The organism is Nostoc sp. WHI (assembly GCF_015714725.1).
GTDB lineage: Bacteria > Cyanobacteriota > Cyanobacteriia > Cyanobacteriales > Nostocaceae > Nostoc.
This window is the reverse complement of record NZ_WBKM01000271.1, coordinates 1-15,829: the sequence shown is the minus strand read 5'-3', so window position 1 is coordinate 15,829 and position 15,829 is coordinate 1. Positions and strand designations below refer to the sequence as shown.

The 15,829-nt window shown below is 41.7% G+C and carries 12 protein-coding genes; 3 read left to right on the top strand and 9 right to left on the bottom strand.

Features of this window, described 5'->3' with window-relative positions; all coding sequences use genetic code 11:
- Positions 1–39: 39 nt before the first annotated feature.
- Positions 40–5,232 carry a hypothetical protein gene (locus tag F8S12_RS27290; RefSeq protein ID WP_196519420.1) on the top strand — a complete coding sequence of 1,731 codons (5,193 nt, stop codon included), beginning with the start codon at positions 40–42 and terminating at the stop codon, positions 5,230–5,232.
- A 217-nt stretch (positions 5,233–5,449) separates the two neighbouring features.
- A complete protein-coding gene (locus F8S12_RS27285; protein ID WP_196519419.1) occupies positions 5,450–5,626 on the top strand; it encodes a hypothetical protein in 177 nt (58 codons plus the stop codon).
- Positions 5,627–5,702: 76 nt separating this feature from the next.
- On the opposite strand, the gene F8S12_RS27280 is transcribed toward F8S12_RS27285, so the two are convergent.
- The 9 genes from F8S12_RS27280 to F8S12_RS27240 form a co-directional block, all read right to left on the bottom strand.
- Positions 5,703–6,044: a hypothetical protein gene (locus F8S12_RS27280; RefSeq protein WP_196519418.1), complete on the bottom strand. Its 342-nt coding sequence runs from the start codon at positions 6,042–6,044 to the stop codon at positions 5,703–5,705.
- A gap of 199 nt (positions 6,045–6,243) precedes the next feature.
- Positions 6,244–6,489, bottom strand: a complete 246-nt coding sequence (locus F8S12_RS27275) for a hypothetical protein (RefSeq protein ID WP_196519417.1) — start codon at positions 6,487–6,489, stop codon at positions 6,244–6,246.
- 198 nt (positions 6,490–6,687) lie between these two features.
- The gene (locus tag F8S12_RS27270; protein WP_196519416.1) at positions 6,688–6,978 is read right to left on the bottom strand and encodes a hypothetical protein; all 291 of its coding nucleotides are present in this window, start codon (positions 6,976–6,978) and stop codon (positions 6,688–6,690) included.
- 8 nt (positions 6,979–6,986) lie between these two features.
- Positions 6,987–7,946, bottom strand: a complete 960-nt coding sequence (locus F8S12_RS27265; RefSeq protein WP_196519415.1) for a ParM/StbA family protein — start codon at positions 7,944–7,946, stop codon at positions 6,987–6,989.
- A 414-nt stretch (positions 7,947–8,360) separates the two neighbouring features.
- The gene (locus F8S12_RS27260) at positions 8,361–8,690 is read right to left on the bottom strand and encodes a hypothetical protein (protein ID WP_196519414.1); all 330 of its coding nucleotides are present in this window, start codon (positions 8,688–8,690) and stop codon (positions 8,361–8,363) included.
- A gap of 94 nt (positions 8,691–8,784) precedes the next feature.
- Positions 8,785–9,336: a hypothetical protein gene (locus F8S12_RS27255; protein ID WP_196519413.1), complete on the bottom strand. Its 552-nt coding sequence runs from the start codon at positions 9,334–9,336 to the stop codon at positions 8,785–8,787.
- Positions 9,336–9,926: a ParA family protein gene (locus F8S12_RS27250; RefSeq protein ID WP_190944375.1), complete on the bottom strand. Its 591-nt coding sequence runs from the start codon at positions 9,924–9,926 to the stop codon at positions 9,336–9,338. Before F8S12_RS27250 ends, F8S12_RS27255 begins: the two co-directional genes overlap by 1 nt.
- Positions 9,927–10,582: 656 nt before the next feature.
- The gene (locus F8S12_RS27245) at positions 10,583–11,389 is read right to left on the bottom strand and encodes a P63C domain-containing protein (protein WP_196519412.1); all 807 of its coding nucleotides are present in this window, start codon (positions 11,387–11,389) and stop codon (positions 10,583–10,585) included.
- Positions 11,390–11,638: 249 nt separating this feature from the next.
- Positions 11,639–15,202, bottom strand: coding sequence for a strawberry notch family protein (locus tag F8S12_RS27240; RefSeq protein ID WP_230968309.1), 3,564 nt, complete (start codon positions 15,200–15,202; stop codon positions 11,639–11,641).
- Between the two features lie 121 nt (positions 15,203–15,323).
- On the opposite strand from F8S12_RS27240, the gene F8S12_RS27235 reads away from it, so the two are divergent.
- Positions 15,324–15,710, top strand: coding sequence for a four helix bundle protein (locus tag F8S12_RS27235; protein WP_196517134.1), 387 nt, complete (start codon positions 15,324–15,326; stop codon positions 15,708–15,710).
- The last annotated feature ends 119 nt before the right edge of the window (positions 15,711–15,829 follow it).

Here is a 15,829-nt window from a genome sequence, read left to right as displayed (position 1 = left end):
CTCAAAAATTTAATTAATGTTTATCAAGTTTCAAATTTTATGACTCTGGAATTGAAGCATTTTGACCCTCGTTTAAATCAATGGATCTATATAGACGATAACAAAACGAACTCTCAATCAATTTTAACTGAAAAGCTCAGTAATACTTTACTGGAATTTTACTTTCCTGACAAAAAATTCTCATTTGGACATTCAGATGAATACAGTACAGACGAAGATTTAAAAAATCATCCAGATGGACAGATTTTACTATTATCTTCAAAAACTCGTTTACTTTATGGAGAAAAGGAATGTTTAGAAACGATTCAAAAAATTTGTCCAGATAGTAAAGACCGGGGCGCTTATGGTTCCATCTTCCTTGGGGCTTGTAAAAATGCGATCCACGAAAAGCTAAACATTCTGGTAGTAGATGATTCTACTGATAATAGGGGTGAAAATGGAGGAATATTATCAAATGATTTAGCATATAAATTAGTTGGCGATTGTTATGGGCAGATTTCAACACAGCTTTATGACAAGCTAACCTTAAGAGAATCCCAAGTAGATAAAAGCTATCGTGTAATTCAGCATCGATTTGGTTGGGTGGATGGAGTTGGAGAAGATACTACTAAATATCGTTTTGGCAAAGGAACGCTCCGACCATACAGACTAGATAGAATAAAATATGCAGATCCAAATAACAAACCAAAAATAGAGATAATTCTCCCCGTAAGCAGTTTTAAGGGAACAGACAAGGATAGACCCAAAGGATCTACTAAACCGCAGATTAAGCCAGGATTATATCAGCAAAATATTTGGTTAGCTGAAAAAGGGCAATCTCAACAAGGTCAGATGTCTATCTCCCAACTGCTGGCATCTTTCCCCCAAGGAATGAAAGATTTTGCCGAGGAACTAGAGGTACAAGCTCAAAGATTAGCCTCTATTCAAAATGACCCAAGAATTGTTGCTGCTTACTATTGTGAAAGATACGAAAAACGTAAAGAATCATTGAGCCAAAATAAATTAAAAATAGGAGAAGTCAACAATCAAGAAGCAGATGTTAAAAACTTAAGGACAAATGATGACTTAGATGCAGATCAGGAATTGGATGACGAGAGTACCAAAGATGATTTGTTCATGTACCAACTCATTAAAACCGATTTACTAGGGCATCAGCAGTTATTAGAAACTGAGAAGGTTAAACAGGAATTAAGTCGGTTTGTACAAAGTGAGTGGCGAGATATTGCTATTGGGAAAACGCTTACTTTTGACCGAGCAATGATTATTCCCTCCAAGGAACTCAAAAATGGTGAAATTTGTGTCCCTTGGCTGAAGCTTGGAGAAAAAGTTCTTAATTTTCGCTCTCCTTTCCTCAACTCTAATGGTTTGTGTGTCTCTACTAATAAACACGTTGAAGACCGTGTTGCGCCAGATGGTAAATCATTGCAAGGCATAATTGTAGTCAATGACGAAGACCACAAGCGCATACAGCAAAGAATCACAGAGCTAGAAGCACTCTTGGTTGATGTTGATTTTATCGACCCAGCAGAAACAGAATCAGAACGCCAAGCACGAGACTACGATGGTGATTGTATTGGTGTAGCACGAGCCGGCTTATATCCTAATTTAACAGCAGAGGCAGAGCGAAGAAATCTTCCCCAAAACGCCTATTCCCCCACAGTTAAGCTCAAAAAGCAATCATTTTATTTGGAAGATGGAAGCCAGCCCCCATTTGAAAAAATCGCTATTCACATGAGCGATAGCATTAGCGTGGGCATAATCAACAATCAAGTGACAGCACTGGAGGCATTAGAATCAGAAATTGAGGTACTAAAGACTTACGGTACTTTTGAGCAGAAATCAAATTATCTAGACCAAGTTTCAAACCATTACGAAACCCTGTTTGAGCAAGAACGCCAGAAAGATCCAAAGTTAATTCGAGAAGAATACAAGCCTTATATGCAAGGGTTTGTTGAACTTGCTTTGGGTCAAAGAACTCCAGAGATTATTCAGCAGGCGATGGATGTTAACCGCCTGATGTACCGAGAAATGATTGGTGAGGGGTGTTATCAAAACCAAATAGCGGTTGATTTATTCAAAAGTGCAAAAAAACCTGAAATGGATTTAATCAGGGAAAACAGCCGCTACTTGTATCGTGATGTTAATTATATTAAAGATAAGAAATCTTCGTCAGTTTATTTAAACACGGGGATAACACCAAAGGGCTACTCGCCAGTAGAATTATTAATTAGCCAAACCAATAAATATTTCCAAGAATCACAGTTAGAATCGCGTCCCATCGTCCAGTTTAAAGACTTGTTCCAAGGAGTAGAATTTACACCACAGCAAAAATTGGCAGCGATCGCCGCCAAATACGAGTTTGATCGGAAATTCAACGCTGCGGTTCGGATGTCCCAACGGCGTGAAACTGAGAAAGGGCCATCCGCAATTGTGCAAACTCCACAAGGGGCGAAACTCGAAATTACCAATATCACCCGTTACGGGCATCCCCTAATCTGGAAAGCCCAGATGTTGAACATTCGCCTAGATGAAATAAGAGAGCAATTCAGAAGTAAAGAACGCCCGCACCGATTATTAGCAGTTGCACAGATAGATGGTGAGATTGGGGAGGATAGGAAACCCGCATACCATAAACTGGGAACAGTTAGCCAACAATCTGTGACTGACCACAACCTCAAGACGGGGATGACCATGCAGGGAGCTAAACTCCTAGAACTAAAACCAGAACTTACTAGAAGCCAAACTAAACTACTCTTTGCCTTGGCTTATGAAGGGGCAGAAGCATTTTATGCGAAGATACCAGAGTCAGAAAAACTTGCATCCGCTGCCGCCGCTTGGAACATCTGTGCATCCCGCCAGGATGAACTCGAAGTTGCAAGAAAAGAAAACGCAAACCCCCAGGCGATCGCTAAAAAAGTCTCTAATTTCGCCTTCGCTGCTTTCCCCAATGAGATTATTTCTCGCTTAGATAAATTGCAATTTACTGAACCGAAGTTAGTCACACTTTTGAATGAAGCGAATCAATTTTTGGGTCGAGGCTGGAACAAGGATGATTTGCACCCTGTAGAAATCAGAGCTTCTCACCACCCAGTCGGACATGAGCGCCATGTTTCCAGATTGTTATTTGTCCAGGATAGTGACGGCGAATATAAGGAATTCGCCATGCTCGAAACCAGAACCGCACAGCTTCCCATTGGTACGAAAGCGCAAGCTAGTTTCGTTGGGGTAGAACCTGCTACTGCCAAAGCAACTATTGGGCTGCCAGGAAACGAGCCGGTTGAAATTACTATCCGTGAACTCAAGAACTTCTCTTATGCAGGACTTGTTTTTAATACCGAATCGGTCAACTTGGAATTTGGCACTGTGCCGATTCCTGACAAAACTGTAAAAATCAAAATTGATGCTTTGACTTTGGGTGAGTTAGACAGTGATTCGCTCCTTCAGTTGAAACAAATTGATTACTTAAAAAATGGTAATCCTCTAAAATTAAAGCTCACGTCTATCTCTGAAACTGGAGATCAAGCTTTCGTGCTGGGTGAGTCTCCTAATGGGAATCTCCTCAAAATTAATAAAATTAACTTTTATGATTTTTCTGGTCAGACATTCAATGATCAAGATTATCGAAAACTGACTATCCAAACCTCAGCTTCTAAAACTAGAGATGGTGTATTTTTGAATGGTGAACCCTTGGGGGTATTACATTTCAAAAAAGACAAAGACGCGCTCAGACAGCTTGGACTGCTCAAAAGCAGACAACTTACACCCGCACCGGCGATTATTCAAAGTAATTTTTCTGTTATTTGCGCTCAAATTGATCCTAATACCGTTGAATATCCCCAGAAATGGACGAAGGAATTTCAGGCTTTTGAGACTCAATCGGTTAATCCTGAACAACAAGAGATGATTGAGAGTAGTGCGAAAATTCTCCATCATATTAAAGAGCGTCCTACTTTCTTATTTTCGACAGAATCAAACAGAAAACTTGGAGTCATGGGCTTGGCTGTTGACAACCAGAAAGCTGAGGCTGTTACTAAATGGTTAACTGCTCAAAAAGTTGAATGTCAGCAAGTACCAATAGATGATGTTATCAGGGAAACCCAAAAAGGTTTAACGGTCTTTAACTTAGTCAGTAGTTCAATTCCTCCCAAAACTTTGGATAATATGACTAAGAAATTTGGGGCAATTATTGAGTCTACCCTTGAGTATCAGCAAAGAGTTAGCTCCCTCGCCACACGACCGCAGTTTTTGAAACCTCCATCTCAATCAGCGCAATCCCAGCCTTTGCAAAGCACTCCAACCACTCCACCCCAAGATATTCAAAATGTTGCTCCTTCAGGCATCAAAGGCAAACCGATTCCCATGAACTACCCATTAATGATGCATGGTGACACCAATCTTTTACCCGTGGATACTTGCATTGATGCGATCAGAGGATATGGTCGGACTCATACCACTAGAGCTTATCAGCCTTACAAACAGTATGGGTTTAAGGAAGGGGACATTGCTCTGGCGACAGGTATTGATAAACAAGTCGCCTTTCGAGTTGGTAAGCAGTATCAAATCACACCTGATATGATTGCTGACCCCGTTTATCAACAGCAATGGGCTGATATGGAAAAGCACTCACCCAAAGCATTACCAGAACTGTTCACGGGCAAAGGGCAGGTCTGGGGACTATATCTTGAACCCTTGGGGGATTATGTGGAGGGTTTTATAGTCCCGTTTCCTGAACCACAAAACAGAGCCGCACCCAACCAAGAAGTCCAAACTCAATCAGTTACTATTGATGACTTAAGAAATTGGTACAATGCCGCAGATAAGTTAGGGAAGTCGGAAAATTACAAAAAACGCATTATAGAGGTGGCCAATCAGTTTAAAGCTGGTGAGCAATTATCAGCCCAAGCGTTGACAGTAATGAAGAAAGATACATTTGAGCTTGAAGCCATCAGTCGGCTAAGTCAAATTGCTCAAAGGATTGGCATGGTCTGGGGTAAGTCTGATGAAAATGGTACTCAATTTCTTGGAAAAATTTATGACTTGGCTTTCAATACCCAGCAGAGAAGTTTAACTATTTCGCAGAAAAATGGAGAGGTAATTTTAAACTTGCAATCTGGTCAGGTACAGACTAATAAACTAACTCCACAGATATTGCAAACTTTTGAGGATGCTAATACTCAAATTGATCAAATATTAGCTAAATCTCAAGCGCAACAAATAGACTTACAAAGATAGATTTGAAGAATTCGGCAGCCAGGAGCCAAGTCGCTTTGCTCCAATTCGTAATTACTAATGGGCTGCGCCCCGCTACGCTCTAAGCAAAGCTATGCCGCAGGCTTTACGTAATCCGTAATTAATAACCCCATGAATAAATTCAGGAGCTTGGAATATGGAGCGGAAGCATTTCTTTGTCTCCTATAGCTAAAGTTAGGAGCTTGAAAGGAAAAATGACTTGCAGCAGCACGTAAAGAAGCAAGAAACCGACCCTTTGAGCAAAAAATGCTATTACAGGTGGGTAAAGGCACTTACGACTGTAGAAAACCTTGTAAGCAAGTCCACTCGTGTGATTCATGCTTTTGACAGAGAAGGTGATATTACAGAAGTTTTCCATCAAGTTCGTCAACTTTAGCACACAGTAGTTTTGGATTTTTGAAAAACTAAGTTGGCTAGAAGGTTGCTCTATAAAGGGCTACTTTTCAGTGTACTTAGGAAAATTCAACTTTCATCGCTACATACGCATTTGCAAAGCGTTTGTATAGGAGAATTGCTCCTAAATTTGCTCCCAGGCAGATGCTTCCTAGTCCCAATAAAATGTATGTGGGAGCCATGACAACTCCAATCATGAACCAAGCAAATACGTGCAGTATGATTAATAAAGCAAAGGTACTGGCAATTGCAGCACTTCGCCAAATCTCAATAGCTGGACGACACAATAATGTCAAACCTATTGTTAACGAGGTAGCAATTAGGTTGACTGGGATTAGAAAGGCACAAATGCCAATGCAGTAAGTGCTTGAGAATATCGTCAAGGTGTTAAAGTCTAACATGAATTCTCCTAGATTAAATTGCCAAATTTTAGATGAATATTTGTCCTGATATCCTCAAGGTTAGTCAGACTTTAAAAGATTTGTAGGTTAGGCAAAACGATGGCGTTACTCAGATATTAGTGAAGACACACTATAACTCTGAACCACCAAGAAGTTGGTGGTTCAGAGTTATAGTTCGTATTAGCTACTAGTCAAGCACTTAAGCAGGAAATATTGTCCGGGTAATCAGTGCGCTGGCGAACCCAGAAACACTAAGACCTAGCAAAATACTAGTAAACAAAAGACCTATTCGAGGGTTAGAATCTAGTTTTTTGTCTTCTCTACCACCTGTAAAGAATAAAGACCAAGCTTGGGAAGCATTGATAGTCTTAAAGCTATTAAAATCAGGTCTGAAAACAACAGAACCAAATAGCTCAGGAGATTTGAAGTCTAAATCATTGTTCATGTAAACAAGTATAACAAATGTCTTGTCAAATAGCTACATTTATGATATTTGCCTACAGATAAAGGCAAGGTAGATATGTCAAGGGCAGCGATCGCCGGCGTTGAGTGGTGATTTTTCAGAGGGAGCTGAGGAACGGATATCGCTCAAAATGTATCAAATTGATACCGTGACTACTACGTTGCCAACTTCCTTTGACGGTTACAAATCAAAATCAAGGCTGAATGTTTCCCCTGAAGAATCTTCTTCTTTCTCCTCTGCAAATGGAGTTGGAGTCCAAGACGTGAGTTGGTTATCTTCAGTATTAATCGGTGTGTCAGCTAAAAGTTGTGCAGGTAATCCAGCCTTGATGAAAACAAAATAGCAATCAACTATAAAGTAAAGCGTGTCCAGGTAACTTTTATCTAGTTTTTGCGATTCTGCAAATATGCGCTCTCGGTAATTATCTTTAAGGCGAACTTTTTCCGGTGCTAAGTCTTTTTTATCTGCCATAGTTATATTCACTTAAGAGATGTAGTAGTTGGGTTCTTGCTGGTCATAGTTTTTGCCATCTCTAAAAGCCCAGAGACATTGGCTTCTACCGGATTGTCCAGGATTTTGAAGCCGTTTTTCTCCAACAGCTTCTTAAATCCTGGTAAGAGGCAACCTCCACCAATCGCCCAGATTTCATCCCCCTGGTGCTTGGCATCAAGTGTCAGATTCACCACTTTCTTCAAGTATTTTTCATACCAATCTTTTAAACTTGCACTGTATATATCTTTGATATCGATGTCACGGCTGTACCTGGTATGCCCCATTTCCAGACAAAATCGGATTTTGGAAGCATCCCCAATTTTTCCGCCATTTAAATGTTTCATTTTTTGGGAGATATCATCGATGAGAACTTCTACACCTATGGGGTAAGCAGTGTGAACTTCTCGCTGACCCCGGTTATAACGAGAATACAAAGTCGTACCATTGCCAAAGTCTAAAATGGTTAATTTTTTGGGTAGTGGATGCCCAAATAATGCACCCATACCCTCTAGTACAACTTTCAGCACTTCTACTTTTACATCTGATTGTTTGCCAGCAAGTATTGGCTGATATTCTCCATTGAGTACTTTTTGTAATTCTTCAGCCAGACCGACATCATGCAAACTAACTACTAATTTTAAGTGCCAAGCCCTACGGTGCGGGAGATGTGCTAATGCACCTAATAAAGTCAACAACGCGTTATTGACTTTATTTTCATTATTGTCTGTGTTGCGGTCAAAATAATTTCCTGTACGGTAAGCAGACTCTCCAACTGTGTAAGCAGTACCGTTGAAAACTACACGTCCTGGAACATCTTCCATCTCGGCATTAGTTATATAGCTGGGGACGCGAACTACTTCAAACCCTTCGACTAAAAGTTTTAGGCTTCCGTAACCGTTATCAAAGCCGGCAGGAAAAATTTTTTGCAAGGTGTGAATGTTAGACATAAAGAGAAAGGTAATAGACTTTGATTTGTGAAAATTATCTGTTCAAGCGATCTGCAAGAGCAAGAGAAAGGAGAATAAAATAACTTCACCCTTATTTTCCCAACTCAAGAGCTTATCATAACCCCTTGGGGGCTAAATGGGGTATAAAATATTAATCAGTCAAATATACCCTACTTAGCACCTATATACACCCTATATAGGGGTCAAAATATCCCCAAAGTCTTGAACCTGTGTTGGGGTATATATAGCCCCCATATAGCCCCCAATAGTCATTTTTGAAATCTTTTTTATCAACACAGCAGAAATTAAATTAGATCATCGTTGACTCTTTGATTTATACTTTACCGTCAATCTTTTGTTGAAAAGCAATTCAGTCTTGCTCTTTAACTTCTCGCTGACTATGTAACGAGTGCGTTAGTACTTGCTTACAGGTTCAGCTTTCTCAACTGAATTATCATTCACACCCAAAGTCAATTCCAAAAGAGTTTTTTGGAGGTAAGGTTTTACTACTTGGCGATAAACATCATAATTAGCAGGTAGTGTAGTAGTGAGAATTACCCACTCATAGGTTAGTTTGTAATTTATATCTTTCACCAATTCAGGTTTTCCAGCCTCTTCTTGAGGTCTTTTGTGTTGTTCAACTTCATCAACACTTAGCCGCAACGGTAAAGTAGGCCACCATAACCCTTGGTCATCTAGGCCAACAACTGCTCCTGGCGGTTTCGATTCATTCGGATTCACCACTGAAGTATTCGTTCATGTTTCAATGTTTTGCTTAAAGATTAGGAATGAAAGACTTCAGAATTTTGCATACGCAAAAATATGAAATTTCAGTTTTTCATCTATCTGATTTACTAGATTTTTGCTTTTTCAGCCATGTTCCTAATAGTTCTTCTACTAAATCGCTTACAGGGCGCGGTGTTCGCTTTCTCAATTCTTTTCTTTCCTCTGCTAAGACATCTTGAACTTCTAATAACATATCCAAAGGAATATATGCAGAAATTTGAGTATAGTCGGGATTGCTCCGACGACCAGCAGGGCGTCCTGGCCCACGCTTTTCATCTTGAGGTACAGTTTTATTTTTCTGAGGCAGGTTGCTTTTTGTTTTCTTTGCTACAACTGGTTGAAGCTTCATTGCCTCTGGTATCTCTTTCAAGCCTTTCTCTGTTTTGTCTGTTACATCTGTTTGTAATAAACTAGCTTGTTCTATTTCTTGCTCTTGAAGTACTTCTTGTGGTTCAGGTACTTCTTGTGGTTCAGGTACTTCTTGTGGTTCAAGTACTTCTTGTGCTTCGAGCGATTCTTGCGGTTCAAGTGGTTCTTCTGTACGCTGTTCTCGCAATGCTCGAAGACTTGCAAAGCGACCACCTGCTGGTTTTTCTTGTGTCATTAGACCATTATCTCCTTTCCAAGTTCTTCATACCCAGCCCAAGCAGCATCTGCTCTTGGGTCAGGGTAATCTTTGACGATAACACCCTCTAAAGGCGCTCTCTCAAAAGCTACTAGGCGCTTAATTTCGGCTTTAAAAATAGGAATATTTTCAGCTAAAAGCATTTCTTTTGCCTCCTTCCCAGACTGGCTTGGTGGTGGTGGAACCATCGTTAGTAAAACTTTAAAATTGGATTTCATCTGGTGCAAGATTTCAATTGTTCTTAAAAGAGCATCCAAATCTAAAGCTTTTGGTGTCGTTGGCAAGATAAGAAGATCACAAGAGTCAGCTAGCTCTTCAAGGTCTTCTTTAGTTGGTCGGGCTTGGGTGTCAATTATAATATGCTCAAACTGACGAATATATTTAGGCATCTGAATATCAGTGACTACCTTGAATGGTAGTTTCCCTGGTGCAGCCCATGTCATAGCAGAACGGTTCTGATCACCATCAACAAGTAAAGCTGCCCCCTTTCGGTTTAAATAAGCTGCTAAGTGAACAGCCGTTGTTGTCTTGCCTACTCCACCTTTGAAACTAGCCACTGTAATAATCACTATTGGTTCCTTTTGCTGAATTAGAGCTTAGACTTATAGCGTATGTTAGCGAAATAGTGAAATTATACAACTTTAAAAATTTAGTTTTTCACAATTTCAGTATTTTGTAGTTTCGCGTATGCAAAATTCCAATATGCTAAAATAGCACTATATCAAAAATTACAAAATTAAGATTTGTTCTGCCAAGTAATTTGGTTATTTTCGCGTATGCAAAATTCTGATATAGCGAAACTCTGAAAAACCAAAGCTCCATATTGCTGGAATGCCATTATAGGTTTTCTCAAACCGAGGTTAAACAATGATGTTATTTTCACGTATGCAAAATTCTGATATAGCGAAACTCTGAAAAACCAAAGCTCCATATTGCTGGAATGCCATTATAGGTTTTCTCAAACCGAGGTTAAACAATGATGTTATTTTCACGTATGCAAAATTCTGATATAGCGAAACTCTGAAAAACCAAAGCTCCATATTGCTGGAATGCCATTATAGGTTTTCTCAAACCAAGGTTAAACAATGATGTTATTTTCACGTATGCAAAATTCTGATATAGCGAAACTCTGAAAAACCAAAGCTTCATATTGCTGGAATGCCATTTTAAAGCTCACACAAGATTGCGGTAAGCTGACAACAGTTTACCGCAGAACTTACGTCAACTATTCCACATTCCAACCATCAAAGAGATTTGGCTGATCTATTCCGTACTGCCGCTGCACCAGCCGCCTCAGTTCTGCCACCGAGTTAGCCGACTTCATTAGAACCAGAACTGATATCACATGGGGAGATAATCTCTCCTTTGTTTCTTTCGACAGCATTTGATGTATTTTGTACTTCCTCCTCCCGTTAGGCAAAATTGGATTAACGATATCGAGCTTGGCTTTTTCTTCTGGAGTCATCCAGTTGTAGACAAACTCCCAATAGTATTTGCCATTTTGTATATGCTTTTTATGCAGCTTGCTTATCCGTGCTAGATTCTCCTCAAACTCAGTTTCAAAAAGTTTTGTCCAAGGACGCGGGGTATCAAGGATGCGGCAATCATCGATGCGTCGCTGTTCGACTGTACGTCGTTCACCCCAGACTTGATCGAATCTGCTAGTAAGTGAGTCTTCAGATAAGGCATCAATTAACCTTCGAGCTTGTGCATTTCCTTTTGTGTCAAAGTAACGCCAAATTATTCTGGCATCTCTTAGTGACCACGTTATAGCACGTGTTACTGTCGTTTTAACCGTATATTCCGCAGAAAGTGTAACCTGATTTAACCCTTGCTCTATAAGGGTTTTGTAGACACGGGGTAGGCTAAACTGTAACCTGGTCAACCAGTTTTTATTTATACCTATTGTCTCAAGTATGTGATTTTGAGACATCCGGTACTCTTTCGTTTCAACAATCCTAATGGCATCAAATCGATAGTTGCCGATGTACAACTCAACGGCTTGGGCGGTTGCAAAGTCTTTCTTAGCCATAATCGCTTTCTCCACAAGAATTTCATTAATTTCTCGCGGAGCGTTTGTATGGTAGATTGCACTTCCCTTGGTGTTATCATCGCTGCCCAAAGTTATTTGAATCAGTATTTAGTTAAGATAGTCAACGCCAGTAAGGGGTAAGAGTTAACACTCAAAGGATGAAGGTAAAACTTCAATACCGATTAGCTTATTAATTTTTTAAAAGTAAAAAAGACCCAGATATTTAATCTGGGTCTTTGAGGTTAGGAATTACCCCAAGATTTCAATCACAGCCGCTAGAATAGCCGGTGCTTTGTCTGAAACCGGAATGAATAGGCGCTTTTGCCAGTTGATGATCTCGGTGAAACATCCAACAGCTAAGAGTCGCTCTGCCAGTGAGATAGCATTAACCAGTTCTATGCGAGGTTCTGCGGCAATGTAAGAACGCCGCAAAGTTACGCCACCCGGTAACTGCTGGGAATAGCCTTCGTTTAGCACTAAAGAGACTAACTTCTGTGGACTTAACAGCTTGTTCCTGAGTCCGAGTTGTTCAGCCACCGACTTAATATCATTAGCATTCACCACCCGACCGAGTATCTTTTGTCCATCGCTGGTTTGCAAGCGGAATACTCGGCTATTGTGCTGCGGCAAGATTTTCCAAATGGGCAACAAAATACCAGTTACCAAATGCAGGTAATCGGTAGTGAACTTGGGCAGTGCGTCTACTTCAATAGACCACCCTGCGACGAACGCATCGACACAAACCGCTTTCCAAGTGGAAGATTCTAAATCCTTGACTGGTATACGGGTTTCTTTTTGAGGGCGGACGAGTAACACTCTTGGTACAACACCACCATCAGCGTCGTAGATACTATGTGTTGGAATTGATACAGCAGCATTGCCTGACTTGGAGTTGATCATGAGCCGTCCTTGATATTGAGTGGCGAACTCCAACATCTCTTCAGCAGTTTTGATGTTGTTCTTCTGGGTGCGTTCCACTTTCAAGTAATTGGTGACGCTACCAGTTTGAGCATGAGTATATACAGCTTCCTGGCTCTCAACAGTAAAGCGTTCAGCCCGTAAAGTCTCTACACCCATCTCGTAGACACCAGCCGCGATCGCTGCTTCAATCTGCTGACTTAGCAACAACTCAAAACGCTCAAAAATGATGTTTTGCATGTCGATGCGTAGAGCCAGCAGTCGATTGAGGAATTGCCGCAATGGAGGCAAGTCGATTTTCATCCCGCCTTCATGAGAGGTTAAACTCAGTCCTGTCATTTGCTCAAAAGTCCCTAGTGGAACTTCATAAAATCGACCTTGGTATATTTGTCTGAATAATTCATACAGGGCGTGTTCTGCATAGTTCGATTCCAGATTATCTTTAGCCTCAAATATCCCATTGCCACCCGTCTGCCGTTGACCACGAGTAAGAGCGCCCAAGCTATCCAGCCTTCGGGCAATGGTTGAGATAAAGCGGCGTTCACCTATGACGTTAGTGGTAACAGGTTTGAACACGGGTGCAGATGCTTGGTTTGTGCGGTGCGATCGCCCAAGTCCTTGGATGGCATTGTCTGCTCTCCAGCCGGCTTCCAACAAATAATGCGATCGCCGCCGACGATTCACAGCGTTAAGGTCAGCATGGTAACTGCGACCAGTACCACCAGCATCAGAGAAGATGAGAATTTGTTTCTCGTCCGCCATGAATGCAGCAGTTTCAGCAATGTTAGCGCCGGAACCACGCGAATCAACAAACAAACGCCCGGAATCATCCTTGAGAACTCGCTTGCTACGACCTGTGACTTCAGCCACTTGCTTGTGACCAAAATGCCACAGCAATTGTTCTAATGCGCCAGGGATTGGGTCAAGACTTGCTAACTTATCGACTAAGGCATTTCTCAAAGCTACGGCTTCTTGCGAAATAACTGGAGAGCCATCGGCATCAAAGACTGGCTCGGATCTTTCTTCTCCATCCTCACCAGAATGAATGGAATGCAGATGAACAGGGAAAGCACTCATTAAGTAGTCCATAACATATTCCCGTGGAGTCAGGTCAAGATTGAGATCCTGCCATTCTTCGGGTGCAACTTCATTGAGTCGGCGCTTAAGCAACTCCTCATTAGTTGATACAATTTGAATAACAATGGCGTTAAGAGCAGCTAAATCCTCTTCAATTGCTTTAATTAACTGCGGACATTTCATGCCAGTCAACAGATGGTTGAAGAATCTTTGCTTGTGCGACTCAAACTGAGACACCGCGCTCATCTTCGCAGCACGGTTGTAAGTCTTGGAACCAGAGATATTACAAGCTTGCAGGGCTTTGTCTAAATTATGGTGAATAACTTGAAAAGCATCAGAATAGCTGTTATAAATCCGTTCTTGCGTCGGCGTTAACTCAATTTCGAGAGTCTGATACTCAACTCCCTCGAATGAAAGGCTCCGCGCCAGATACAGCCCCAAAGCCTTGAGATCCCTGGCTACTACCTCCATCGCTGCAATACCACCGCCCTCTATGGATTCCACAAAATCCTCACGGGAGGTAAACGGGAAATCACCTGTTTGCCAAAGCCCCAAACGATTTGCATAAGATAGGTTAGAAACCTTCGTCGCTCCAGTCGCGGAGACATAGACAACCCGTGCCTGCGGTAATGCGTTTTGCAACCGCAGCCCAACAATGCCCTGTTGTGATGCACTCACTAAGCCGAGTGTCCCCTCCTGCGCCATCGCATTGCCCATACTGTGGCACTCGTCATAGGCGATCGCTCCCTCAAAGTCCTTACCTACCCACTCCACGATTTGCTTGAGCCGACTTTTACCATTCTTTTGTGAGCGCAGAGTCGAGTATGTGCAGAATAAGATGCCTTGGGTGAAAGGGATGGGGTCGCCAAGTTTGATGTTACTGAGGTCGATAATGTCTTTTGCATCACCTCCTAAAGCACACCAGTCTCTACGGGCATCTTCAATTAAGGCAGAACTTTTAGATACCCAAATTGCTTTTCGCCGCCCCTGACACCAATTGTCGAGAATGATACCAGCGACTTGACGACCCTTACCAGCACCAGTACCATCACCAAGGAACCAGCCACGGCGAAATCTAACAGCGTTTTCTGAGCTAGTTGCTGCTACAGTTACATTATCAAGCGAGTCATCTACCAAGTATGAACCAGAGAGAAATTCACAGTGCGCTTGACCAGCGTAAATAACGCTTTCAAGTTGTGCCTCTGACAACAAGCCTTGTGTGATAATATTGCTAGGAAAATGCGGTTTGTAAGTTGGGGCTGGTGGCGAGACAAGTGCTAGGGCTGCACTCTCGCAAAGTAACGAGGGATGGGGTAAAGCGTCCTTGATTCGGATACGTTGTGGGCGATAGGTTTCGTAAAGAGTATCTTTTAAGCCATCGGTGGCAAACCACTCAATGACTTCATATTCTAAGATGACAACATCTAGAATGGAGGAAACTGTTTCTGCTTCTGGTTGAGCAACTACGGTACGTTTTGGTAGCGCAACGACTTTGTTAACAGTGGTAAGAAGTTTAGCTTGAGAATGCTGCCACGGAAAACGCTGCGGTAACTGTTCAATCAATGTCAGTAGTTCGGGCAGCTCCAGAGTCTCAGTAATACAAGGGATTGCGGCAGGATTATCAGCAGGAACTTTATCAATCACCGTGATTCGGGTTTCTATTGTTGTTCCATGCTTCGCGTAGGCTTTACCATTAACCCCAACCGAAAGTACCACCCTTGCGTTGTCCTGCCATTTCACAAAAGTTTCTCTCCAAGTTGGGTTAGCTGGAGAAAACCAGTTGGCTGTGATCGTTATCAGCCGTCCACCATCGCACAATCTTTGTAGTGCTGAGTTAATATGCCGAGGAGTTGCGTCACAGAAGCGGGAGCGGGAGCAATGCGATTTTGTGAGATCATGTTAAAGACAGCAGGGGAGCAGGGAGCAGGGGGCAGGGGGAATGGAAAAAGAACCAATAAAAAGTCATGAAGACTTGGAAGTATATAAAATGGCATTTGATGTAGCCATGAAAATTTTTGAATTATCTAAGAAGTTTCCTGTTGAAGAACGTTATTCTTTAACTGATCAAATTCGTCGTTCATCTCGTTCAGTTTGTGCAAATCTGGCAGAAGCATGGAGAAAACGCCGTTATGAAGCTGCTTTTATTGCAAAATTGAATGATTCAGAAGCGGAAGCAGCAGAAACTCAGACTTGGCTGAAATTTGCTGTTAAATGTAGTTATTTAGACGTTGATATAGGCAGAGAGCTTTATGGAGTTTACAACCGAGTTTTAGGGATTCTAGTAACCATAATTAACAATCCATCTCCTTGGCTCATAAAACGCTAATTTCTAATCCCCCTGCTCCCTGCTCCCTGCTCCCTGCTCCCTGCTCCCTGCTCCCTGCTCCCTGCTCCCTGCCCCCTGCCCAAACGAAGCAAGGCATCTCACAAAATCGCATCGCTCCC

Bases quoted from the DNA above. Each gene is read 5' to 3' on its own strand.
- F8S12_RS27290 (WP_196519420.1), top strand. From the start codon at position 40: ATGACTCTGGAATTGAAGCATTTTGACCCTCGTTTAAATCAATGGATC.
- F8S12_RS27280 (WP_196519418.1), bottom strand. From the start codon at position 6,044: ATGTTAGACTTTAACACCTTGACGATATTCTCAAGCACTTACTGCATT.
- F8S12_RS27275 (WP_196519417.1), bottom strand. From the start codon at position 6,489: ATGAACAATGATTTAGACTTCAAATCTCCTGAGCTATTTGGTTCTGTT.
- F8S12_RS27270 (WP_196519416.1), bottom strand. From the start codon at position 6,978: ATGGCAGATAAAAAAGACTTAGCACCGGAAAAAGTTCGCCTTAAAGAT.
- F8S12_RS27265 (WP_196519415.1), bottom strand. From the start codon at position 7,946: ATGTCTAACATTCACACCTTGCAAAAAATTTTTCCTGCCGGCTTTGAT.
- F8S12_RS27255 (WP_196519413.1), bottom strand. From the start codon at position 9,336: ATGACACAAGAAAAACCAGCAGGTGGTCGCTTTGCAAGTCTTCGAGCA.
- F8S12_RS27245 (WP_196519412.1), bottom strand. From the start codon at position 11,389: ATGGCTAAGAAAGACTTTGCAACCGCCCAAGCCGTTGAGTTGTACATC.
- F8S12_RS27235 (WP_196517134.1), top strand. From the start codon at position 15,324: ATGGAAAAAGAACCAATAAAAAGTCATGAAGACTTGGAAGTATATAAA.